The organism is Shinella sp. S4-D37, assembly GCF_040812195.1.
In the GTDB taxonomy this organism is placed as follows: domain Bacteria; phylum Pseudomonadota; class Alphaproteobacteria; order Rhizobiales; family Rhizobiaceae; genus Shinella.
Window position 1 is genome coordinate 71,582 of sequence record NZ_JBFNXL010000006.1, and the last position, 21,880, is coordinate 93,461.

Annotated in this window: 19 protein-coding genes; 11 read left to right on the plus strand and 8 right to left on the minus strand. The window is 68.5% G+C overall.

The window, feature by feature from the left end; genetic code table 11:
• Both AB3G45_RS27700 and AB3G45_RS27705 read right to left on the minus strand, forming a co-directional pair.
• A complete protein-coding gene (locus AB3G45_RS27700) occupies positions 1 to 1,029 on the minus strand; it encodes an ABC transporter substrate-binding protein (RefSeq protein WP_367833748.1) in 1,029 nt (342 codons plus the stop codon).
• Positions 1,030 to 1,147: 118 nt separating this feature from the next.
• Complete coding sequence (locus AB3G45_RS27705) at positions 1,148 to 2,140, minus strand: ABC transporter substrate-binding protein (RefSeq protein ID WP_367833804.1); 993 nt, start codon at positions 2,138 to 2,140, stop codon at positions 1,148 to 1,150.
• Positions 2,141 to 2,400: 260 nt separating this feature from the next.
• Here AB3G45_RS27705 and AB3G45_RS27710 point away from each other — a divergent pair, with 260 nt between their 5' ends.
• Positions 2,401 to 3,135 carry a response regulator transcription factor gene (locus tag AB3G45_RS27710; RefSeq protein ID WP_367833749.1) on the plus strand — a complete coding sequence of 245 codons (735 nt, stop codon included), beginning with the start codon at positions 2,401 to 2,403 and terminating at the stop codon, positions 3,133 to 3,135.
• Positions 3,132 to 5,249: a nitrogen regulation protein NR(II) gene (locus AB3G45_RS27715; protein WP_367833750.1), complete on the plus strand. Its 2,118-nt coding sequence runs from the start codon at positions 3,132 to 3,134 to the stop codon at positions 5,247 to 5,249. The genes AB3G45_RS27710 and AB3G45_RS27715 overlap by 4 nt, the downstream gene beginning before the upstream one ends.
• A 169-nt stretch (positions 5,250 to 5,418) precedes the next feature.
• Here AB3G45_RS27715 and AB3G45_RS27720 read toward each other — a convergent pair whose 3' ends face one another.
• Genes AB3G45_RS27720 through AB3G45_RS27735 form a run of 4 tightly spaced genes read right to left on the minus strand, consistent with a single transcriptional unit; the run spans position 5,419 to position 9,697 of the window.
• Complete coding sequence (locus tag AB3G45_RS27720; RefSeq protein ID WP_367833751.1) at positions 5,419 to 6,450, minus strand: acyltransferase family protein; 1,032 nt, start codon at positions 6,448 to 6,450, stop codon at positions 5,419 to 5,421.
• Complete coding sequence (locus AB3G45_RS27725; protein ID WP_367833752.1) at positions 6,447 to 7,724, minus strand: O-antigen ligase family protein; 1,278 nt, start codon at positions 7,722 to 7,724, stop codon at positions 6,447 to 6,449. The genes AB3G45_RS27720 and AB3G45_RS27725 overlap by 4 nt, the downstream gene beginning before the upstream one ends.
• 7 nt (positions 7,725 to 7,731) lie before the next feature.
• Positions 7,732 to 8,964: a polysaccharide biosynthesis/export family protein gene (locus tag AB3G45_RS27730; protein WP_367833753.1), complete on the minus strand. Its 1,233-nt coding sequence runs from the start codon at positions 8,962 to 8,964 to the stop codon at positions 7,732 to 7,734.
• A gap of 55 nt (positions 8,965 to 9,019) precedes the next feature.
• Positions 9,020 to 9,697: a sugar transferase gene (locus tag AB3G45_RS27735; RefSeq protein WP_367833754.1), complete on the minus strand. Its 678-nt coding sequence runs from the start codon at positions 9,695 to 9,697 to the stop codon at positions 9,020 to 9,022.
• Between the two features lie 734 nt (positions 9,698 to 10,431).
• Here AB3G45_RS27735 and AB3G45_RS27740 point away from each other — a divergent pair.
• Positions 10,432 to 10,716 carry an exopolysaccharide production repressor protein gene (locus AB3G45_RS27740; RefSeq protein WP_367833805.1) on the plus strand — a complete coding sequence of 95 codons (285 nt, stop codon included), beginning with the start codon at positions 10,432 to 10,434 and terminating at the stop codon, positions 10,714 to 10,716.
• Positions 10,717 to 10,899: 183 nt separating this feature from the next.
• Positions 10,900 to 11,895, plus strand: a complete 996-nt coding sequence (locus AB3G45_RS27745; RefSeq protein ID WP_367833755.1) for a glycosyltransferase family 2 protein — start codon at positions 10,900 to 10,902, stop codon at positions 11,893 to 11,895.
• A gap of 58 nt (positions 11,896 to 11,953) precedes the next feature.
• Here AB3G45_RS27745 and AB3G45_RS27750 read toward each other — a convergent pair whose 3' ends face one another.
• Together AB3G45_RS27750 and AB3G45_RS27755 are read right to left on the minus strand one after the other, a co-directional pair.
• Positions 11,954 to 12,886, minus strand: a complete 933-nt coding sequence (locus AB3G45_RS27750) for a polysaccharide pyruvyl transferase family protein (RefSeq protein WP_367833756.1) — start codon at positions 12,884 to 12,886, stop codon at positions 11,954 to 11,956.
• Between the two features lie 34 nt (positions 12,887 to 12,920).
• Entirely contained in the window at positions 12,921 to 13,880 is a 960-nt protein-coding gene (locus AB3G45_RS27755; RefSeq protein ID WP_367833757.1) for a glycosyltransferase family 2 protein, read from the minus strand.
• 120 nt (positions 13,881 to 14,000) lie between these two features.
• Between AB3G45_RS27755 and AB3G45_RS27760 the strand changes: the two genes are divergently transcribed.
• From AB3G45_RS27760 to AB3G45_RS27790, 7 genes are all read left to right on the plus strand, one after another.
• The gene (locus tag AB3G45_RS27760) at positions 14,001 to 15,473 is read left to right on the plus strand and encodes a lipopolysaccharide biosynthesis protein (protein WP_367833758.1); all 1,473 of its coding nucleotides are present in this window, start codon (positions 14,001 to 14,003) and stop codon (positions 15,471 to 15,473) included.
• 353 nt (positions 15,474 to 15,826) lie between these two features.
• Positions 15,827 to 16,969 carry an acyltransferase gene (locus tag AB3G45_RS27765; protein WP_367833759.1) on the plus strand — a complete coding sequence of 381 codons (1,143 nt, stop codon included), beginning with the start codon at positions 15,827 to 15,829 and terminating at the stop codon, positions 16,967 to 16,969.
• Positions 16,970 to 16,974: 5 nt separating this feature from the next.
• On the plus strand, positions 16,975 to 17,760 hold the full coding sequence (locus AB3G45_RS27770) for a glycoside hydrolase family 16 protein (RefSeq protein ID WP_367833760.1): 786 nt from the start codon (positions 16,975 to 16,977) through the stop codon (positions 17,758 to 17,760).
• A gap of 14 nt (positions 17,761 to 17,774) precedes the next feature.
• Positions 17,775 to 18,971, plus strand: coding sequence for a glycosyl transferase family 1 (locus tag AB3G45_RS27775; RefSeq protein WP_367833761.1), 1,197 nt, complete (start codon positions 17,775 to 17,777; stop codon positions 18,969 to 18,971).
• Positions 18,961 to 19,959: a glycosyltransferase family 2 protein gene (locus AB3G45_RS27780; RefSeq protein ID WP_367833762.1), complete on the plus strand. Its 999-nt coding sequence runs from the start codon at positions 18,961 to 18,963 to the stop codon at positions 19,957 to 19,959. The genes AB3G45_RS27775 and AB3G45_RS27780 overlap by 11 nt, the downstream gene beginning before the upstream one ends.
• Positions 19,956 to 20,876, plus strand: a complete 921-nt coding sequence (locus tag AB3G45_RS27785) for a glycosyltransferase family 2 protein (RefSeq protein WP_367833763.1) — start codon at positions 19,956 to 19,958, stop codon at positions 20,874 to 20,876. Before AB3G45_RS27780 ends, AB3G45_RS27785 begins: the two co-directional genes overlap by 4 nt.
• Positions 20,873 to 21,877, plus strand: a complete 1,005-nt coding sequence (locus AB3G45_RS27790) for a glycosyltransferase family 2 protein (protein WP_367833764.1) — start codon at positions 20,873 to 20,875, stop codon at positions 21,875 to 21,877. The genes AB3G45_RS27785 and AB3G45_RS27790 overlap by 4 nt, the downstream gene beginning before the upstream one ends.
• Positions 21,878 to 21,880: the final 3 nt, after the last annotated feature.

A 21,880-nucleotide genomic window follows, 5' to 3' on the forward strand; every position in this document is an offset into this window, starting at 1 on the left:
TCAATTGGCGGCCGCGCCGACCTCGCGGTCCCAGCGCTCCAGCAGCGCCTTGCGCTTGGCCGGGTCGCCGTAGGTGGCGAAATCGTAGTCGATCAGCTTGATGTCCTCGAAGCGCGGCGCTTCCTTCGGGATTTCCGCGCTCTTGTTGGAGGGAAGCTGGAAGGACTTCGCATCCTTCATGCGCGACTGGACTTCCGGGGTCAGCGCCCAGTCGTACCAGATCTTGGCATTGTCGAGGTTGCGCGCGCCCTTGATGATCGACATGGAGCCGATCTCGTAGCCGGTGCCCTCGCAGGGGGTGACCGACTTGACCGGGAAGCCTTCCGAGGCCTGCGCCACCGCGTCGTGCACGAAGACGATGCCGAGCGCCGTCTCGCCGCGCGCCGCCGCCTTGACGGGCGCCGAGCCGGACTTGGTGTATTGCGAGATGTTGTCGTTGAGCTTCTTCAGGTAGTCGAAGGCCGGGTCCTCGCCCATGATCTGCACGAGGGAGGCAAGCGCCGTATAGGCGGTGCCGGAGGAGTTCGGGTTGGCGATCTGGATCTCGCCCTTCAGTTCCGGCGCCAGCAGATCGGCCCAGCACAGCGGCTCCTTGAAACCCTTCGACTTGAAGATCTCGGTGTTGTAGCCCCAGCCGAGCGCGCCGGCATAGACGCCGACCGTCTTGTAGCCGGAGCTTTCGGCCTGGCTCTTCGCCCAGTCGTTGAGCTCATCGAGCTTCGGCGACTTGTATTCCAGCGTCAGGTTCTCCGCTGCCGCCTGGAGATGCGGGTCGCCCGTGCCGGCCCACCAGATGTCGGTCTTCGGGTTGCGGGCCTCGGCGCGCACCTTGGCATAGGTCTCGCCCGAGGACAGGCGCACCATGTTCACCTTGATGTCGCTATGCGCCTTCTCGAAATCGCCCTTCATCTGCTCGCAGATGACGACGTCGGCCGAGCAGATGAGGTTGAGTTCGCCGGCCGCCTGCGCCGGCAGGGCGGCAAGCGCCGTCCCGGCGAAAAGCATGAGGGAAAGGGTTGTGGTCTTCATGGGGCATCCTCCTGTTGCCTGGTTTTGATCTGCGGTGCGAACGGGCACGGCGGGGCCTTCGGGCTGCCCGCGGGCGGCGCGTTCGCGTGTTGTCGAATAGGGTTGCTTCCGGTCTCGATCAGTTCGTCGCGGACACCACCGCGTCGAACCGCTCGAGCAGCCGACTTCGTTCTTCCGGCGAGCCGAAGGTGGCGAAGTCGTAGTCCACCATCTTGATCAGCGAGATATCGGGGGCGGCGAGCGGCAGGCTCGCCATGGCGTTCGAGGGCACCTGGTTCTGGCCGGCGGCCGCGCCCGTCGCCTGGCCTTCCGGGCTCAGCGCGAAATCGACGAAGCGTTTCGCCGCCTCCACATGGCGCGCGCCCCTGACGATGCTGACCGCGCCGATCTCGTAGCCCGTGCCCTCGCAGGGCGCGACGATGACGAGCGGGGAGCCGGCCTCCTTCTGCGTGACGGCGTCGTGCATGAAGGAGATGCCGATCAGCACCTCGCCGCGCGCCGCCGCCTTGACCGGCGCCGCGCCCGAGGTCGTGTAGCGCTCGATGTTGCGGCTGAGGGCGGCGAGATAGCGGAAGGCCTCCTCCTCGCCGAAGAGCTGCACCAGGGTGGCGAGCGTCGTGAAGGCGGTGCCGGAGGAGTTCGGATTGCCGCTCTGGATGCGGCCGCGATAGGCGATGTCCGTCAGGTCCTTCCAGCAGGTCGGCGCCGGCAGCTTTGCCGCGCGCAGCAGCTCGGCATTGTAGGCGAAGCCCAGCGCCCCGGCATAGATGCCGGCCGAGCGGCCACCGGACATGGCGAAGAAGTTCTGCGCCCAGGGCAGCATGTCGCGCGCATGCGCCGGCTGGTAGGGTTCCAGCAGGTTCTCCGAGCCGGCCTGAAGATGCGTGTCGCCCGTGCCGCCCCACCAGACGTCGACGGTGGGCGCGGCCTTTTCGGCGCGGATCTGGTTGAGGATGTCGCCGGTGCTCCGCCGCGTCATCGCGATATCAAGGCCCGTCTTCGCCTCGTAGGCCTTCTGCATGACGGCGCACCACGCCTCGTCCACACCGCACAGGACGGTGAGCGAGGGGGCCGTCATGCCGGCCGTGGCGGTGCACAGCCACACGGCCATGCCCGCGCCGAAAGCGCTGATGCCTCTCACGATGTTCCTCCCATTCGCAATGCCTCGCAACGGCGGGCATCCCGATCTCCGCGCTCACAATGGCATATCCGCCGCGCGCCGCAATCGAAGAATGGTTACCGTTCTTACAGCGCCGGCCCCCGCCTTCCCTCAAAGATGACAAAGGTTACAAATGTGACAAGGCCGCATAATGCGAGCCGCTTTGAACAATCGGGCGGGCCTCACTATGATGGGCGCGGGAGGACGGGCATGTGTTGAACGAAAGGGTGCGGATTCTGATCGTCGAGGACGATCCGGACATGGCGGAACTCATCTCCGACCTGGTGGAGGCGGAGGGCTGGATACCGGTGACCGCGCCGTCGGCGGAGGCGGCCGCGGGCGTGCTGGCGCGCGAAAGCGTGCATCTCGTGCTCGTCGACCATAACCTGCCGGGCATTTCCGGCCGCGTCTTCGCCCAGCGCCTGCGCGCGCAGGCCAATATCGGCATCGTCATGGTAACGGCGGCGGGCAGCGCCGCCGACCGCGTGCTGGGGCTGGAGACGGCGGCGGACGACTATGTCGTCAAGCCCTTCGAGCCGATCGAGCTGACCGCGCGCATCAAGGCCGTGCTGCGCCGCACGATCCCCTCGCTGAAGCCCGAGCGCGACAGCGAGCACGAGCCGGCCGCGCTGAGGCTGGGCGACTGGTCGGTGGACCTTGCGAACCGCCGTGCCGTCTGCCGCACCGATCCCGGCAAGTCGCTGACCGGCGCGGAATTCGCCTTGCTGGAGATCCTCGCCGAGACGCCGAACACCCCCGTCAGCCGCGCGCAGATCCTCGACCGGCTCGGCGCGGAGAGCGACCGCTACATCGACCGCAATGTCGACGTGCTGGTGCTGCGCCTGCGCCGCAAGATCGAGCGCAACCCGGACCTGCCGCGCCACATCAAGACGCGGCGCGGCAAGGGCTACGTGCTCGATACCGACGACGGCGAGCCTTCGCCGTGATCAGCCGCCCCTTCCTCTCCTCGATCGCCTTCCGTCTGCCCTTTGCGATCGTCTTCATCTGCGTGCTCGTCTTCAGCCTCTCGACCATCGCCATCTACGGCCTTCAGCGGGCGCGCGAGGAGATGGCGAGCTACGGCCTGCAGGCCTTTTCGAGCCTCGCAAAGGCCTCGCTCGTCTCGCGCCAGGTCTCCGACCTCGTCTCCAGCGCGCCCTTCCTGATGAACGCCACCTCGCCCTACCGGGTCTCCAGCGAGAGCCGCTCGGTGGTCGCGCAGGTCGACGCGCTGCTGCGCACCATGGCGCCGGACAGCCGCGAGGCCGGCGCCAAGGGCTTTGCCAGCACCCGCATCGTCGAGCTTCTGGAGACGATCCGCACGCAGACCACGACCTTGGCGGGGGACGCCGACAGCGCCCAGCAGCACAAGGCCGAGGCCGCCGCCGCGCTCGGCGAGATCGCCACCGGCAGCGGCCTTGCGGATGCCGATTTCCGCCGACGGCTGAACGCCATCGTGCAGTCGGCCTCCAATTCCGACAGCCTGTTCCAGCTCGGGGAGCTGCGCCGCCGCTACGTCGCCGAAACCGCGCCGCGCCTGGCGCGCGCCGCCCCGGACGGGTTCTCCACCGCCGAATTCGCGCCCTACGAGCGCGTCTTCGAGGCGCAGACGCGCTACCTCCTCGAAATGTTCGCCATCCGCGCCGCCGTCTCGCGCCTGCATTCCGTCTCGCGCGACCTCTCGCACGCGACGGAGACCCAGAGCGAGGCCGTCGCCCGCAGCCTCAACGACGACCTCGTCTCGACCTCCGACGCGCTGAGCCGCCTGCTCGTCATCGTCGCCCTCGCCGCGCTTCTCGTCCTGGTGATGGCGATCTTCTCCATCCGCTCCGTCATGCGCGTCTCGCGCGGCATCGTCGCACTGTCGACCGGCATGAACGCGCTGGCGGAAGGGCGCAAGGATGTCGACGCGCCGCGCTACGACGGCACGGAGACCGAGCTGGTGCGGCTGCTCGAAGCCTTCCGCGCCTTCCGCGAGAGCGTCGAGCGCGTCTCGCGGCTGCGGCGCACCGCCGAGGCCGCCGCGCGCACCATCCGCTCCACCTTCCGCACCATGAACGAGGGCATCGCGCTGTTCGACCCGCGCGGCAGGCCGATCACCATGAACCGCCGCGTCATCGAGCTGGTCGGCTGGTCCGGCTCGGCGCGCAAGCTGCCGGTGCGCAGGTTCGTCACGCCGATCCCCGAGATCGACCCGTCGCTGCTGCCGGCCGAAGGCGAGGCGGGCGCGCTCGGCGACCGTTCCGTGCTGCGCCACCGTTCCGCGGCGGGGCGGGTGACGGAGGTCTCGCTGTCGCGCCAGCCGGACGGCGGCATCGTGCTTCTGGCCCGCGACGTCACCGATATCGACCGGCAGGAGGCGGAGACGGCGAAGATCCAGCGCCTCGACGGCATCATGCGCATGACGCACCAGGTGAGCCACGAGGTCGGCAACATGATCGGCATCATCACCGGCAGCCTCGGCCTGCTGGAGCGCGAGACCGGCTTCAACGACCGGCAGAAGCGGCACCTCGCCCGCATCCGCAAGGCGGCCGACCGGGGCCGGTCGCTCGCCGGCAGCATGCTCTCCATCGGCAGCCAGCAGCCGATCCATCCCGGCGCGGTGGAGATCGGCGCGCTGCTGCGCGGCATGGCGGACGTGCTGGAGATCGCCGTCGGCGAGAAGTGCCGGCTCGTCTTCGACATCGCCGAAGGTCTGCCGGCGGTGCTGCTCGACGCGGCTCTGTTCGAGCAATCCGTGCTCAACCTCTGCCTCAATGCCGCCGCCGCCATGCCGTCGGGCGGGACGATCCTCATCCGCTGCCTGAATGGCGAGGCCGGCGTCGTGGTCTCGGTGGCCGACGATGGCATCGGCATGACGCCGGAAGCTGCCGACAAGGCCTTCGAGCCCTATTTCACCACGCGCGACGAGGAAGGCGGCGCCGGCCTCGGCCTTGCCGTTGTCTACGGCTTCGTGCGCCAGAGCGGCGGCGACGCCCGCATCCTCTCGGCGCCGGGAAAGGGCACGGTGGTGGAGCTCACCTTTCCGCCGCTCGGGGCGGAGGGCAATCGCCCAGTGTGAAGTCCCCTCCCAACAAGGGGGAGGGGCTAACCCGCGACACCCTCTGCGCCAGAAATGCGGGCGCCCAACCTTCTCCCCCTGAGGGCCAGGCAGTCGCATGTGGAATTCAGCATTGCCTCCTTCCCCTTCTCCCCCGCGGGGAGAAGGTGCCGGCAGGCAGATGGATGCGTTATCCCTCGGCGGCGACTGCCTTGCGGACGGCCTCCGGGCGGCGCTTTGCGGAAAACCCGCGCAGCAGCGGGCGCTCGACGAGGCCGTAGCCGGCAAGGCCGGCAAGGACGCCGGCGAGGACCGCGGCGATGAAGACGAGCGCGGGCGCCAGACCGAGCATCGTTCCCGCCTTGGCCACGACCGAGATGGCGAAGGTATGCCAGAGATAGATCGAATAGGAGGCATCGCCGAGGAGCGCGGGAAGCCGCAGATGCGGCACGCCGCCCGCCCGCTCCAGCGCCGCCGTGCCGTAGATCAGCATGGCCGCGAGCGGGCCGCAGGTCCATTCGTCGAAGGGCAGCCGCAGGAGGCCGATCGCGGCGAAGCCGGCAAGCGACAGCACGACGAGCGCAAGGCCGGGCCCCCGGCCGCGCACCCGACCGGCGAGCCACAGCCGGCCGATCAGCATGCCCGCAACGAATTCCAGGATGATCGGCCGGGTATAGGTGACGAAGAGCGGATTCTCGCTCGCCACCGTGAGGCCGAGCGCGACGAGGCCGAGGAAGACGGCGGCGACGGCGGCAAGCCGCAGGCGCGCCGGCAGAAACAGGCAGGCGGCGAAGACGGCGTAGAAGAAGAGTTCGTAGTTGAGCGTCCAGCCCTGGACGAGCAGCGGCCAGACCTCGCCGCTGCTCGGCGAGGCAAAGGGCACGAAGAACAGCGAGGCGAGGAGATGCGGCGCCGTCAGCACGAGATTGGGAAAGAGGCCCAGCAGCGCGCCCGCCACCATGACACCGGTCGCCAGCCAGTAGACGGGCACGACGCGGCGCAGGCGCTCGGCAAGGAAGCGGCCGGGCGGGACCGGGCGCCGCGCGACGATCACCCACATGATGAAGCCGCTGATGACGAAGAAGACGTCGACGCCCGCCGCACCGATCGCCAGCGGATGGCCGCTGCGTTCGCCGGCGTGGAAGAGGACGACCGCGAGCGCGGCGAGCGCCCGCAGGTACTGGATGCCGTACAGCGTCGCCGGCCGGGTTTCTTCCGTCATGAGCGGACCGGGCCTTCTGCGCGCGGCGGCAACAGGACACGATGGACCGGCTTCGCCCTTCCGGCGCGGCGGGCATCGGCCAGCTTGCCGGCGGCGAAATAGAGCAGGAACGAGCCGACATGATAGGGGTTTAGGATGTCGATCTCGACGAAGGTGCGCACCGCGAGCAGCGCCGCCACGGTGAAGAGGACCAGCGCCTCCAGGTCGTGCGCCGCCGAAAGGAGCCGGCGGAGATGGCCGGCGAGCGCGGCGAAAAGCACCATCGACAGGAGCAGGCAGCCGACCAGCCCGGTCTCCACCGTCGCGGCGATGAAGGTGTTGTGGAAATGGAAGCCCGAGCGGGTGCCGATGAAGAAGGCGGCCCACAGCCGTTCGGCCTCCGCAAAACCCTGCACCCAGAAGGCCTGGTAGCCGAGGCCGACGACGGGCGCAGCCATGGCCGTCTCGATGCCCTGCTGCCAGAGATAGGTGCGCCCCGTCAGCGTCGCATCCTTGCCGAAGGCGCCGAGCAGCATCGCATAGCCGCCGCCATAGGCGCCGGCGAGAAGCACGAGGACGGCAAAGACGGCGAGCACCAGGAACAGCATCTTGCGATGCGCCGGCGCCAGCCATTCCAGCGCCTTCAGCCCGAGGCAGAGGCCCGCGACGGCGGCGGTGGTCAGCACCGAGGTCGCCGATTGCGAGGCCTTCAGGCAATAGAGCGCGACGGCCACGCAGACAAGCGCGACGAGCTTCCAAGCCCCGCGCTCGGCCCCGAGGACGAGCGCGGCGCAGGCGAAGAGCACGGCGAGCGAGGCGTAGAAGCCGAGCTGGTTCTTGGAGGCGAAGGCGCCGACGAAGCTGTAGGTGCCATCGAGCGGATCGAGATGGTAGACGCCGAAGAGGAGCGAATAGCACAAAACGAGCGCCGTGCCGGCAAGCCCGCCGCGCACCAGCGTGCGCGTGTCGACGACGCGCATGGCGATGAGCGCGCAGACGACATGGGAGAGATATTGCACGCCCGCGCGCGCCGTGACGCCGGGCGCCTGCGACCAGAAGACCGAGAGGCAGGCGAAGACGGCGAAGGCGAAAATCCAGCCGTAGCGCGTATAGTTGCCGAGCACCCGCCGGTAATCGACGGCAACCAGCGGCAGCCACAGCGCGTAATAGGCGAGGATCGACACCTGGCCGAAGCGGAAGGAATAGGCGAAGACGAAAAAGGACAGCGCGACGGCCGTCGCGGCATAGGCCGCGTTGGCGCCGGGGTCGATCAGGCTGGCCTTGGCGATCCGCATGGCCGCCTCACTGCGTCTTCAGGCTCAGCTCCACCTTGACGATATCGCCCGGCAGGACCGGCGTCGTCTCGGTGGCGGGTATCCGCTCGGCCTTGCCCTGCACCGTGCGCAGGATCGAATAGCCGATATTGGCGGAGGAGAGCCCGTCCTTGAAGGCGGCCGCATCGGCCGACTGCATCAGCGCCTCCGACATGAGGCTGCGGCTGGTGCCGAGCTTCAGGGCCAGCGTGTCGAGCTCCTGCTCGGTGTTCTGCAATTCCTGGGCAAGCTGCGCGTCCCAGTCGTTCTGCAAGGTGGTCTCGTCCTGGGTGGCCTTGTTGATGTCCTGCTTGGCCTTCAGCGAGGCGGTGTCGATGTCGAGGAGGGCCGCCTGCAGGTCGGCCGTGCGCTGTTCCAGCGCCAGCCGCCGCGAGCTGATCGCCAGGCCCTTTTCGGCGAGCGTGTCGACCTTGTCGAGATCGGCCGCGACGAGTTCGAGCTGCCGCGTCTGGGTCTGCGATTTCTTGGCCAGCGCCCCGATCTCGGTGTCGAGCAGGGATTTCAGATCGGCGAGCGCCATCAGTTGCAGGCGCAGGCGCTTCTCCCGCGAGACCATCAGCGCCTCCTCGCTTTCCATCAGCGCGCGCGCCTCCTCGGTATCGCCGAGCTCCTTCGGCATGGCGATGCCCTTGGCGTCGTTCATCTCCGCCTGGATGCGCGCACGGCGGACCAGCAGGCGGTTGCGCTCGGCAAGGAAGACGGCCGCCTCGCCCTCGGAGCGCAGGAAATCGCGCGTGAAGCGCTGGCCGGCATCGGCGCGGCGCAGGCCGCCGCCGAAGCTGACGGCTTTCAGCACCGTCAGCCCCGGCGCATAGGGATAGGCGCCGGGCGTCTGGACCTCGCCGGCAAGGTAGACCGGCCGGTATTCGGCGATCTCCACCGAGGCGGACGGGCGGTCGCGCAGGCCGAACAGCACCTGCATCTTGCTGCCGATCTCCTCGGCAAGCTCGGCGGCGGTACGGCCGTCCGCCGGCAGGGCGCCGAGGAAGGGCACGGAGACCGACCCGTCGGCCCCCACGCCGTAGTCGCCGCTGACGGCGCTCCAGTCGCGCACCGCCCCTTCGGCGGTCTGCCATTCGGCAACGCGGATGCGCAGCTTGTCCATCACCCCGAGCCGGTATTCGGAAATCTCGGCGCCCGCCGGAGCCGCAAGGAGGAGGAATGCGAGGCAGAGCGCCGCGCGCGATGTCTTCGTCTTCATGAAAACCCCTGTCTTCCGGGCGTCCCGCGACCTTGGCCGCGGACGCTCTTCCGGTTCAATAGCTGCCGCGCGAAAGGCAGACGGCCGGGATGGTGCGGGCGACGATCATGAGATCGCTCACCAGCGACCAGTTGCACACATAGTGCGTGTCGAAGGCGACGCGCGCCGCATAGGACACGTCGTTGCGCCCGCTGACCTGCCAGAGGCCGGTGAGGCCCGGGCGCGACTGGAGATAGTAGACGGCGGAGGCCTCGTAGAGCTCCAGCTCGTCCTCGACGACCGGGCGCGGCCCGACGAGGCTCATCTCGCCGCGCAGGATGTTGAAGAGCTGCGGCAGCTCATCGAGGCTGAGCTTGCGCAGCACGGTGCCGACGACCGTCACGCGCGGGTCGTATTGCAGCTTGCGCGAGGCCCGCCACTCCTCGTAGGCGGCGGGGTTGTCCTTCAGGTATTGCTGCAGGATGGCATCGCCGTTTTCCGCCATGGTGCGGAATTTCAGGCAGCGGAAGGTCGTGCCGTTATAGCCGATGCGGCGGTGGCCGTAGAAGACGCTGCCGCCGTCGGAAAACTTCACCAGCGCCATGATCATCAGGAAGACGGGGCTGATGAGGATGAAGGCGGCCAGCGCCACCAGGATGTCGAAGCTTCGTTTCGATATCCCCCCCACCGGCGGGGCGCCGGTGGCGAACGAACTGAAATACGGCGAACTGGCCGATCGTGTCGCGGACTTCATAGAGATGGCTCCACTTGGATTTGCGATAGGGTCGGTCCCATCGGACGCGCCCCGGCATCCAATGCGGATTGTGTGGTCACAGTTTGTTTTTTAAAATGTGAAACCACGGACAAGGCGGTCGCGTCTGTATTTCAGAAATCAGTGATGTGCTAAATTGAAGTTCTTCTATCTTATCGCCGTCGCTACTGAAGTTATCTCCCGTCAACGAGACGTGATAGTTTCTTTTCTCTTTCTGGATAAACTTGGATATCACTTCTTTTGGCGAAAATTCTGAGGGTTAATTACGATTCATAATACCATATAGATTTTAATAAAACTGTACATAGCAAAACTATACATGCAAACAGCAGGGTATTTTGCACTGCAATATTGTTTTTGCAACGCACAGTTTTCGGCGAAAAGCCGCTGAAACCGTAACAAAATTTGATCGGCCGGCGCGGCCGGCGCAACCGGTTGGATAGGCTGGCGGCGCGACAACCCGCATGTGGCGTGAACCCGGCCCGGATTTGGGCAGGAAGAAGGCAGCGAATCGGCTTAACGGAAGCGCAAGGGGAGCCGGGCTAGGGTGGAACCGGTGCGACGGCCCACGGGTTCTCACCCTTGATTGCACCGGTTGAATCGGCCCGGTATAGTGCCGAGCAGCCTGCGAGGAGAAGGCGAATCCAACGATGACACGCGTGCCGGACAAAAAATGGCGGGACAGCACGGCCTATGCGCCGCGCTTCTTCCTGAGCATGGCCATCGCGCTCGTCGCCTTTGCCGTGGTGACCTACCTTTCCACCGGTTCGCTCGCCACCACCGCGCTCCAGACCTTCCTCTGCGCCATCCTCATCCAGGTCGGCTATTTCCTCGCCACGCTCTTCCTCGTCCGGCGCGAGGCGAAAGAGCGCCGGCGCCAGATGGACCCCGGCGCGCCCGATGCCGACAAGACCCGCGATGCGGCCCGGGATACGGCCCGGGATACGGCAAAGAGCAAGGTTGCCGTTTCGATCAACGAGCCCGGCCACTCCAAGCCCTGACCGGCCGTCCTCTCTGTGCCACATCGCCACTCTTGCCTTCTCCCCCGCGGGGGGAAGCTGCCGCGACGATTTCCTTCCCTATGAGATGCCCCACCCGCTCCAGGCCGTTTTTGTGCCCCTTTCCCCTTCCATGCTGCATCGCAGCGGACAGGGTCCGCGCCATGGTTCAACGCGTGACGGGGGATGTTCATGACCCGGGAAGAAACGGTCTGCGTCATCATTGCCGCAAGGAATGCCGAGGACACGATCGGGCGGGCCGTCGCCTCGGCCCTCGCGCAGCCGGAGGTGGCCGAGGTCGTGGTGGTGGACGACGGATCGGACGACCGCACCATGGCGGCGGCCGCCGCCGCGAACGATGCCAGCGGCCGGCTGGAGATCCTCGGCTTCACCGAGAATCGCGGGCCGTCGGCCGCCCGCAACCGGGCGATCGCGGTGTCGCGCGCGCCGCTCGTCGCCATCCTCGATGCGGACGACGTGTTCTTTCCCGGCCGCTTTCGCCAGATGCTCGCCTGCCCGGACTGGGATTTCATCGCCGACAACATCGCCTTCATGGCTAAGGCCGAGCCGCTTCGCCAGCCCGCGCGGTTCGCGCCGCGCCCGCGCCGGCTTGATCTCAGGACCTTCGTGGAGGGCAACATCTCCCGCCGCGGCGCCCCGCGCGGCGAGCTCGGCTTCCTCAAGCCCGTCATGCGCCGCGCCTTCCTCGACGCGTACGGGCTGCGCTACCGCGAGGAGATGCGGCTCGGCGAGGATTACGAACTCTATGTGCGGGCGCTGGCGAACGGCGCGCGCTATACGGTGATCGAGAGCTGCGGCTACGGCGCGCTGGTGCGCGAGACCTCGCTCAGCGGCCGGCACCGCACTGAGGACCTGGCGGCGCTGCACGCTGCCGAGCGAGCGATCCTTGCGGCGGGCGGTCTTCCGCCGGAGGCGCGCGACGTCATGCGCCGGCATTGCCGGCAGGTCGGCGACCGCCATGCGCTGCGCCATTTCCTGGACCGCAAGCGGGAGCGCGGCGCCGGGGCGGCGCTCGCCCATGCCCTCGGCCATCCCGCCACCCTGCCGGCCATCGCCGGCGGCATCCTGCGCGACAAGGCCGAGGCCGCCTGGCGGCGTTTTCGCCCGCAGGCCCCGGCCGCGGCGGGCCTGCGCTACCTGCTGCCCGCCGAACCGCTCTGACCTTTCGTCTGCCGCAACTCCGAACGCAAAACCGCTCCGCACTTTTGCCGGAATCGCTCTAGGAGTAGTCGCGCCGCACGCCCTCCAGCACCTCGTAGAGCCGCGCCTTGCGCGCGGCGAGACGGGCATCCGCGCTGAGCTGCGGTTCGGCGCGGCTCGCCTGCCAGAGCGCCAGCGTCGAGGGGGCGGCGAGCACCTGCTTGGCGGCAAGGCGAAGGCCCGTGCCGGATGGCGCACGGTCGGCCACCGCCACGTCCCCCGCCTGCGCCGGCTCGGTACTGCGCCCCTCGTAATCGACGCCCCAGAACCGGGCGCCCTTGACGATGGCCTCGGCACGGCTGGAGATCGGCACGCGCCGCGGCCGGTGGTCCACGCCGACCGTCGCCGCCCAGTCGCGCCATTTGAAGCTGTTGATGCCGTCCGACGTGCTGACGGCCACCCAGGGCACGCGGAAGGCGTCGGCGAGGATGGCGCCGTGCATGGATTCGGCGACGATCCGCTCCGACTGCGCGATCGCCCGGATCACCGCCTTCGCCTCGCCGCGCGGGTCGATATAGGTGAGGCCGGCGGTTGCGCAGACGGTGGGCCAGAGGCCCGCCACCGCCGATTCCCAATGGGGCACGAAGCTGCAGCCGTGCCGCTTCGGCAGGTCGGCGAATTCCGGCATGTCGGCCACCAGCACCGCCGGGTCGACGATGCCGAGCGCCTCCGGCACGCCGACCTTCTCCGCCGTCAGCGGCCCGCGCACGCAGCGGATGTCCCAGAGGCTTTCATCCCGCATGTCCGGCAGTTCGCCATAGCCGAAGCCGCTGCCGATGACGAGCTTGCGCCCCGCTTCCGGCAGGAGCGCCCTGTTCAGCACCGTGCCGACGCCGACGAGCAGCACGTCGGGATGGACCGCGCGAAACCCCGGCAGCAGGAAATCCCAGAGCCAGAGATTGAGGTCGTCGCCGAAATTGCCGTGTTGCGATTCCCAGTAATAGGGCTTCATGTCACCTCCTTGGAAAAGCGGATCGGGGAAAAGGTCAGCCGGACACCTTGCCGACGGCGAGCGCGACGGCGCTGGCTATCAGCCGCGGATCGCGCAGCGCCCAGCGGGCCAGCATGTCGAATTGCGGCAGCTTGCGCCGCCTGACGCGCCGCGCCTGGCCCCACAGCGCCTGGCGCCGGGCCGTCTGCTTGTAGGCGCGCAGCGACGCCACCTCCGCCGTTCGGCCGGTGAAGCGCGTCTCCAGCCGGTCGAGCGCCAGCCAGGTGTTGAACTGCTGGCGCAGGAATTGCGGGGAATCGTTGTCGACGCCGTGGAAGATGTTGACCCCCTCGCCGCGCACCGCGCCCGCCTCCGCACCGAGCACGACGCGCCGTGCCGCCATCACGCAATCGCAGAAGAACAGCACGTCCTCGGCGGCAAGCCGCAGCGCCGCGTCGAAGCGCACGCGCTCGATCAGCGGCCGGCCGATGACCATGGCGGAGAGGTGCAGGAAGCTCCAGTTCTTCAGCATGACCTGCGTCAGGCCGGGGATCTCGACGAGGAGCGGATCCTCCTCGAGCCGCACCACGGCCTCGCTTTGCGCAAGATCGGCGACGCCGAAATGATAGTAGAAGGCATCGCCCCCGGTGATGGAGGCGAAGTAGCAATCGGCCCCGTACCGGGTCATCGCCGCATGGGCGCGGAAAAGGTGGCCGGGGGCGAAGGTGTCGTCCGAATCGAGGAAGGCGACGAGCTCGGTTTCCGGCGCGACATGGTCGAGCCCGGTGTTGCGCGCCCCGCCCGGCCCGGCATTCTCCTGCCGCACGATGCGCACGCGCGCCTGCTCTTCCGGTAAAAGCGCGATGATGTCGCCATCGGCCGGATAGGGCGATTCGTCGTCGACGACGATCACGTCGACGTCGTTGAGTTCCTGGGCAAAAACAGACCTGAGCGCACGCCCAAGGATGCCCGGCTCCTTCTGGTAGAAGGGGATGATAACTGTCAGCTTCGCCATCTTTTCGTCCCTGTGGTTTCTCTAGAAAGAGTTTCGCATGGTCTCCTCCCACGGGGCGCGGCCGTTTCCGGCGCAGGCATTTTGTCGTCGCTGGGCTCCTTTTTCGAGCAGGTATCCGCCATGTCCCACGAGGTGAACGCAAAGTCGGTGACGCGAAACGTCGGCTGGAGCGTCCTATCCAAGACAAGCACATTCGGGCTTAAATTTGTCACGGTGCCCATTCTCGCCCGGCTGCTTTCGCCCGAGGAGTTCGGCGCGGTGGCCGTCGCGCTCGCCCTCGTGCAGTTCCTGGCGATGATCGGCGGGGCGGGTCTCGCCTCGGCCCTCATCCTCGAACCGCGGGAGGACGAGGAGACGATCCACTCGGTCTTCTGGGCCAATCTGGCGCTCGCCTTCCTGATGGCGGCGGGGCTGTTCTTCTGGGCCGAACCGCTGGCCGGCTGGCTCGGCGCGGCCGATGCCGCCCCCCTGCTCCGCCTGATGAGCCTGCTCGTTCCGCTGCAGCTTGCCGGCGACGTCGCCTATGCGCTCGTCGCCCGGCGCATGCAGTTCAGCAAGGACGCGCTGTGGAGCATGATGTCCGAATCGCTGGCGGCGATCGCCGCGGTCGCGCTGGCGCTTGCCGGCTTCGGCGTCGTCGCGCTGGTCGTCCAGCTTTTCGTGGCGGGCGTCGTGCGGCTGGCCGGCCTGTTCTTCGTCTCGCGCTACCTGCCGCGCCTTCGCTTCCGTCTCGGCGAGGTGACGCGGCTTTCGCGCTTCAGCCTCGGGCTGATGGGCTCGGAGATCGCCAATTTCGTCACCTTCCAGTCGCCGATGGTCGTCATCTCGCGCTTCCTCGGGCTGGCGGAGGCCGGGGCCTATTCCGCGGCGAACCGCTTTTCCAGCATTCCCAACCAGGTGGTGCTGTCGGCCGTCATGGGCGTGCTCTTCCCCGCCTTCAGCGCGATGATGCACGACCGCGAACGCCGCTCGCAGGCGCTGATGCTCTCAACGCAGGTGACGACCCTCTTGCTCGCCCCGATGATGTTCGGCCTGTGGGCGCTTGCCGAACCCGCAATGTTCCTGCTGTTCGGCCCGCAATGGGCGGCGGCCTGGCCGGTGCTCGGCCTGCTCGCGCTGTCGAAGGGCATCCTGACGCCCTGCAGCACCTTCATCCCCTATCTGAAGGGCGCCGGCCATGGCGGCGCACTGTTCCGCTGGGCGGTCGGCCGCGCCGTCGTCACCACCGCCGCCGTCGCCTACGGCGCCCATCAGGGCACGCTGGTCGCGGCGATGACGGCACTCTGCATCGTCAACGCACTCGTGCTGGTCGGCTATTCAAAACTGGTGTTCAGCGCCGACGGCACGCCCTTCCTCTCCGGCTTCGCGCGCGCCGTGCGCCCGATGCTGACGGCCGCGCTGATGGCGCTCGCCGTGCGCTACGCCCTCGACCATGTGCTCGCCGACCGGCTGCCGGCCAGCCTGCAGCTTGCCGCCGGCATCGCGCTCGGCGGCCTGCTATACGGCGGGCTGGTCCTCCTGACGGAGCGCCCGCTGCTGCGCAAGCTCCTCGACCTCGCGCGCCGGCCCAAGCCATCGCCCGTCCTGCCCTGAGCCCGCCGCATTTCGGCTCCGGCCGGCCGCAATCGCGCCGATGCCGGGCCGATTCGGCAAAGTCTCGGAAAAAACTTCACGGGGGTCTTGCACCCCATAATTGCAGGCAGATCAGTATATTCGAATAGGCTTCAAAGAATTGATGCCCCGGCGCTTGGTCTTGCCGGACAGGGCCCTGAATTCCCCTTCCGCGCGCGGCGCCGAACCTGTCATTATGCTGCAATGCAACCTTCCGCTCCCGCGAATTTGTTGCGCCGCCATATTTTTCTCCGTCCCGTCACCCAGACTCCGCTTCGTAGGCTCGAGTCTGCTCTTGTTTGAACGGCCGCTTGGGGGAGCGGCACACCAGAGGGGTGACGGACACCGTGGATATCGACGCGACCGTTTCACAGCGGATCAACCTGATGCGCATCATGCTGATCAGCGGCATCATCCTCGTGCATGTGCCCTATGATCCGGCGACCAGCCCCTATGCCGGGCAGTTCGGCGCCTTCGACTGGCTGCGCGTCTTCCTCGGCGACAGCCTGTTCAGGATCGGCGTTCCCTGCCTCAGCGCGATTTCCGGCTACCTGCTCTTCCAGCGCGGGCTTGCGGGGTTCGATTATCGCCGGACGCTGCGCGGCAAGGCCTCGACGATCCTCCTGCCGTTCCTCCTGTGGAACACGGCCTTCCTTCTCCTCGTGCTGGCGGCGCAGGCGCGCGGCATCGGCTTCGGCTACCTGCCGGACGTCCTGAACGCCACGCCGCGCGACTGGATGAACCTCGCCTTCGCCATCGAAGCCTGGCCGGTCAACATCCCGCTCTATTTCCTGCGCGACCTGCTCCTCTGCCTTCTGCTCTCGCCGCTCATCGCCATGGCCGTGCTGCGCTATCCGCGCACCGTGCTGGCATTGATGCTCGCCTATGCGGTGCTGCCGCTGCCGAACGGCATCTTCCTGAAGAAATCCATCCTGTTCGGCTTCAGCTTCGGCGTCTGCGCCGCGCTGCACCGCTTCGACATCCGCCGCCTCGACCGCTTCGCCGTGCCGCTCGTCCTTGCCGTGCTTGCCATGGCGGTGGCGCTGTCGCTCGCCCTCTTCGCCTTCGGCCCGCAATTCCCGGCCTGGCTGGACATGCTGCGCAGCCTGACGGCGATCGCCGGCATCTTCGGGGCCTGGGCGCTCTCGGCGCCCCTGGTGCGCACCGCGCCGGGCGAAGCGCTGGCGAAGCTCGGCGGCCTCAGCTTCTGGATCTTCTGCGCACACTATCCGCTGCTCGTCCTGTTCTGGATGGTCTGGAACCGCATCGGCGGCGCGGACGCCTACCCGCTCTTCTATGTCGCAAGCCCTCTCCTCGCCCTCGCCGTGCTTGTCGTGAGCCATGCCGCGGCGCGGCGCTTCACGCCATCGCTGCACGCCATCCTCACCGGCCGCCGGCAGGGCCGCCCGCAGGCGCCCGCCGGCCGGCGCCCGCATCCGCCGATGGAGCCGAACGGTTCCATCGCCCAACGGAGGTAACCGGAATGACCGCTTTCCCGAAGAACACCCTTCGCGCCGGCGCGCTGCTTGCGGCGCTTGCCGCAGCCGCCCCCCTTGCCGCGCAGGAAGGCGCCGGCGGCGCCTCCTTCGTGGAGGAGTTCGATACGCTCGACAAGACCCTCTGGTACGTCTCCGACGGCTGGAACAACGGCGCGCACCAGAACTGCACCTGGTCGAAGGATCAGGTCGCGGTCAAGGACGGCAGGCTGCGGCTCTCCTTCGACGCCGCGAAGGCCGGCGAGCGCGACTATGCCTGCGGCGAGGTGCAGACCCGCAAGCGCTACGGCTACGGCACCTATGAGGTGCGCATGAAGGCGGCGACCGGCCCCGGCCTCAACTCGGCCTTCTTCACCTATATCGGCCCGGCCGACAAGAAGCCGCACGACGAGATCGATTTCGAGGTGCTGGGCAAGGACACCTCGCGCGTCCAGCTCAACCAGTATGTCGCCGGCAAGGGCGGCAACGAGAAGCTCGTGCCGCTTGCCGCCCCGGCCGACGGCGGCTTCAACGACTATGCCTTCGTCTGGCAGAAGGAGCGGCTGCGCTACTACGTCAACGGCGCCCTCGTGCACGAGGTGACGAACCCCGCGGCACTGCCGGACAATGCCCAGAAGGTGTTCCTCTCGCTCTGGGGCAGCGACACGCTGACCGGCTGGATGGGCCGCTTCGCCTTCGCCGGGCCGACCACGCTGGAGGTGGAGCGCGTCGCCTTCACCGCCGAGGGCGATGCCTGCCCCTTCGCCGGCTCCGTCGCCTGCCTGCTGAACTGACCGGGAAACCGCCGATGCTCCGGGTGCTCTATCTCGTCCACGATCTTTCCGACCCCGCCGTGCGCCGCCGCGTGCTGATGCTGCGGGCGGGCGGGGCGGAGGTGACGCTGGCCGGCTTCCGGCGCGGCGAGAACCGGCTCGCGGCGGTGGAGGGCGTCGTGCCCGTGGAGCTCGGCGCGACGCGGGATGCCCGCTTCGCCCAGCGCCTTGCCGCCGTCGCCCGCGCCGCCGCCGCACTTTCCCGCCGGCTGGCCGGCACGGCGCGGCCGGACGTCATCCTGGCGCGTAATCTCGAAATGCTGGCGCTGGTCGGCCGGGCGCAGGGTATCTTCGGCGGCGCCGTTCCGATCGCCTATGAATGCCTCGACATCCACCGGCTGCTGACCGGCAAGGGCATGGCGAGCCGCGGCCTGCGCGCGGCCGAAGGCCATTTCGCCCGCAAGGCCGGCCTCCTCGTCACCAGCTCGCCGGCCTTCGTGGAGCACTATTTCAGGCCGCTTTCCGGCGTCACGGCGCCGGTCCACCTCGTGGAGAACCGCGTGCTGGAACTGGACGGCCCAGCCGCCGCCCTGCCCCCGCGGGCAGAAAAGCCGGCGGGCGAGCCCTGGCGCATCGGCTGGTTCGGCGCGATCCGCTGCCGCAGGTCGCTCGACCTCCTTGCCGCCTTCACGCGGCGCATGGAGGGTCGGTTCGAGGTGATCCTGCGCGGCCGGCCGGCGCGCTCGGAATTCGACGATTTCGACGGCCTCGTGGCGCGCGAACCCTTCCTCCGCTTCGAAGGCCCCTACCGCAACCCGGAAGACCTTGCCGCCATCTACCGCGACGTCGACCTCGCCTGGGCGATCGATTTCTTCGAGGAGGGGCTGAACTCCGCCTGGCTGCTGCCCAACCGGCTCTACGAAAGCTGCCGCCACGGCGCGCTGCCCATCGTCCTCGGGGGCACGGAGACGGCGCGGCTTGCCGGCCGGCACGGCATCGGCATCGCGCTGCGCGATGCCCGTCTCGAAACGCTGGTGACGCGCTTTGCCGCCTTCGACGGCGACAGCGACCGCGCGCTGCACGCCGCCCTCGCGGAACTCGGACCGAAACCCTGGATCCACGACCGGGCCGATTGCGCGGCGCTCGTCCAGCGCCTCGCCGCGCTGCGCGCGCCGGAGCCCGCGCCCGTTCCCTCCCTTCTGACAAGCAAGGTGGATTGCCATGACCATTGATCCCATCTCATCCGTGCGGTGCCTGATCGTGATCCCGTGCCTCAACGAGGCGCGCTACCTGGAGCCGCTGGTGCGGCAACTGGAGCCGGCACTGGCCGGGCTGAACGCCACGCTCGTCATCGCCGACGGCGGCAGCACGGATGGCACGCGCGCCATCGCCGCCGACCTTGCGGAAAGCATGCCGAACCTGCACCTCCTCGACAATCCCAAGCGCATCCAGAGCGCCGCCGTGAACCTTGCCGTCGAGGCCTTCGGCATGGACCACGATTATCTCATCCGCATCGACGCGCACGGCACCTATCCCGCGGACTATTGCCGCGTGCTCGTCGAGGAGGCGCTGTCGACCGGGGCCGATTCCGTCGTCGTCGCCATGCAGACCGTCGGCTTCGGCACCTTCCAGAAGGCGACGGCCTTCGCGCAGAATTCCGTGCTCGGCAATGGCGGCGCGAAGCACCGCGCCGGGGCGGAAAGCCACTGGGCAGACCATGGCCACCACGCGCTGATGCGCATTTCCGCCTTCCGCGCGGTCGGCGGCTACGATGAGAGCTTCACCGCCAACGAGGATGCCGAATACGACTACCGCCTGCGGGAAGCCGGCTACCGGATCTGGATGACCGCGCGCACCGCAATGGTCTACTATCCGCGCGCCAGCGCCGGGCCGCTGTTCCGGCAATATTTCCGCTACGGCCGCGGCCGGGCGCGCAATTTCCTGAAGCACCGCGCGCGCCCGAGCCTGCGCCAGCTTCTGCCCCTGATGGTGGCGCCGGTGGCGGCCGGCGCGTTCCTGGCGGCCATCACCTGGATCGCCGCCGTGCCCTTCGCGCTGTGGGCGGCCGCCTGCCTCGGCTACGGCGCCTGGATGGCGCTCGGCCAGCGCAACCCCTATGGCCCGCTCGCCGCCGTCTCGGCCATGATCATGCATTTCGCCTGGTCCGCCGGCTTCTGGCGCGAGCTTCTCGACATCCGACAGCGGAGGGTCGCGGCATGACGGCTGCCCTCCGCATCGACATCGCGGTCTGCACCTTCCGGCGGACGGCGGCGCTGGGCGAGACACTGGCCTCGCTCGCCGCGCTTAAGGTGCCGCCGGGCGTTACCCTGCGCGTCATCGTCGCCGACAACGACGTGGAGCCGAGCGCCCGTCCTTGCGCCGAGGCCGCGCGCAAAAACCTGCCGATGGCGCTTGCCTATGTGCATTGCCCGGCCGGAAACATCTCGCTCGCCCGCAATGCCTGCCTGGAGGCGGCCGATGCCGATTTCCTCGCCTTCATCGATGACGACGAGACGGCGGAGCCGCAATGGCTCGAAAGCCTGCTCGCCACGGCGACGGGCGGCGCCGACGTGGTCCTCGGCCCGGTCAGGGCGCAGTACGGGCCGGACGCCCCCGGCTGGATGCGGCGCGGCGATTTCCATTCCACCCGCCCCGTCTGGGTGAGCGGCGAGATCCGCACCGGCTATACCTGCAACGTGCTGCTGCGCCTTGCCGCGCCGGCCATCGCCGGCCGCCGGTTCGACCATGCGCTCGGTCGCAGCGGTGGCGAGGACACCGCCTTCTTCACCGAGGTGCACGCCGCCGGCGGGCGTATCGCCTTTGCCGGAAAGGCCTGGGTCAACGAGCCGGTTCCGCCCGCGCGCGCCCGGTTCTCCTGGCTGGCGCAGCGCCGGCTGCGCATGGGCCAGACCCACGGCCGGCTTCTCGCCGGGCGCGGCACGGGCCGGGCCGGCGCGGCGGGGCTGGCGGCCGTAAAAGCCGGCTTCTGCCTTGCGGCGGCGACGGCCCTCGTCCTCCTGCCGGCGCGGCGCAATCGCTTCCTGCTGCGCGGCCTTTTGCATGCCGGCGTGATCGGCGGGCTTTACGGTGCCCGCGCCATCGAACCCTACGGACGGATGGAGGCCGCGGCGCGATGAACCGGACGCTTCCGCCCCCCGATACCGGCCCCGACGTCTCCGTCGTCATCGCCGCCTACAACGCGGCCGACACGATCGGCGAGGCGATCCGCAGCGCCGCCGCGCAGGAGGGCTTGACGGTGGAGATCCTCGTCGTCGACGATTGCTCGACGGACGAAACCCGCGCGACCGTCGCCGCGCTCGGCACGCCCGGCCTGACGCTCCTGCCGCTCGACCGCAACCGCGGGCCGGGCGGGGCGCGCAATGCCGGCTTTGCCGAAGCGCGCGGCCGCTGGATCGCGGTGCTCGACGCCGACGACACGATGCGGCCGGATCGCCTCTGCCGCATGATCGCCGCCGCCGAGGCGAAGGGCGCCGTCGTCGTCGTCGACAATATCGACGTGCTGCATGCGGACGGCCGCAGGGAGCCGATGTTCGACGCGGCGCACCTTGCCGCCATGCCGGGCCTGACGCTGCCCGTCTTCATCGACGCCAATCGGATCTTCCGCGCCACGCACAATTTCGGCTACATGAAGCCGGTCTTCCGCCGGTCCTTCCTCGAAGAGAAGGACCTTGCCTTCGACGAGGCGCTGCGCATCGGCGAGGATTATCTCCTGCTCGCCTCGGTGCTCGCCGCGGGCGGCGCCTCCGCCATCGTGCCCGAGGCGGGCTATGTCTACCACATCCGTGCGGGCTCGATCTCGCGCGTGCTGCGCCTCCACCATGTCGATGCGATGCTGGCCGGCGACCGGCGCTTCCTCGCCCGCTTCCCGCTTCAGGGCGCGGCCGCGGCCGCCCAGCGCCGGCGCACGCGCAACCTGAAGGAGACGCGCTCCTTCCTCGCGCTCGTCCAGCATCTGAAGAACCGTTCGCTCGGGCCCGCCCTCAAGGTGGCGCTCGGCGACCCCGTCGCGCTCCGGCATCTTTCGATGCCGATCGCCGCCCGGTGGCGCCGCCTGACGGCGCCCTCGGCCCTTTCCCCAACGACAGCGGAAGACCTGCCGCTCAAGAACAAAGGATAATGC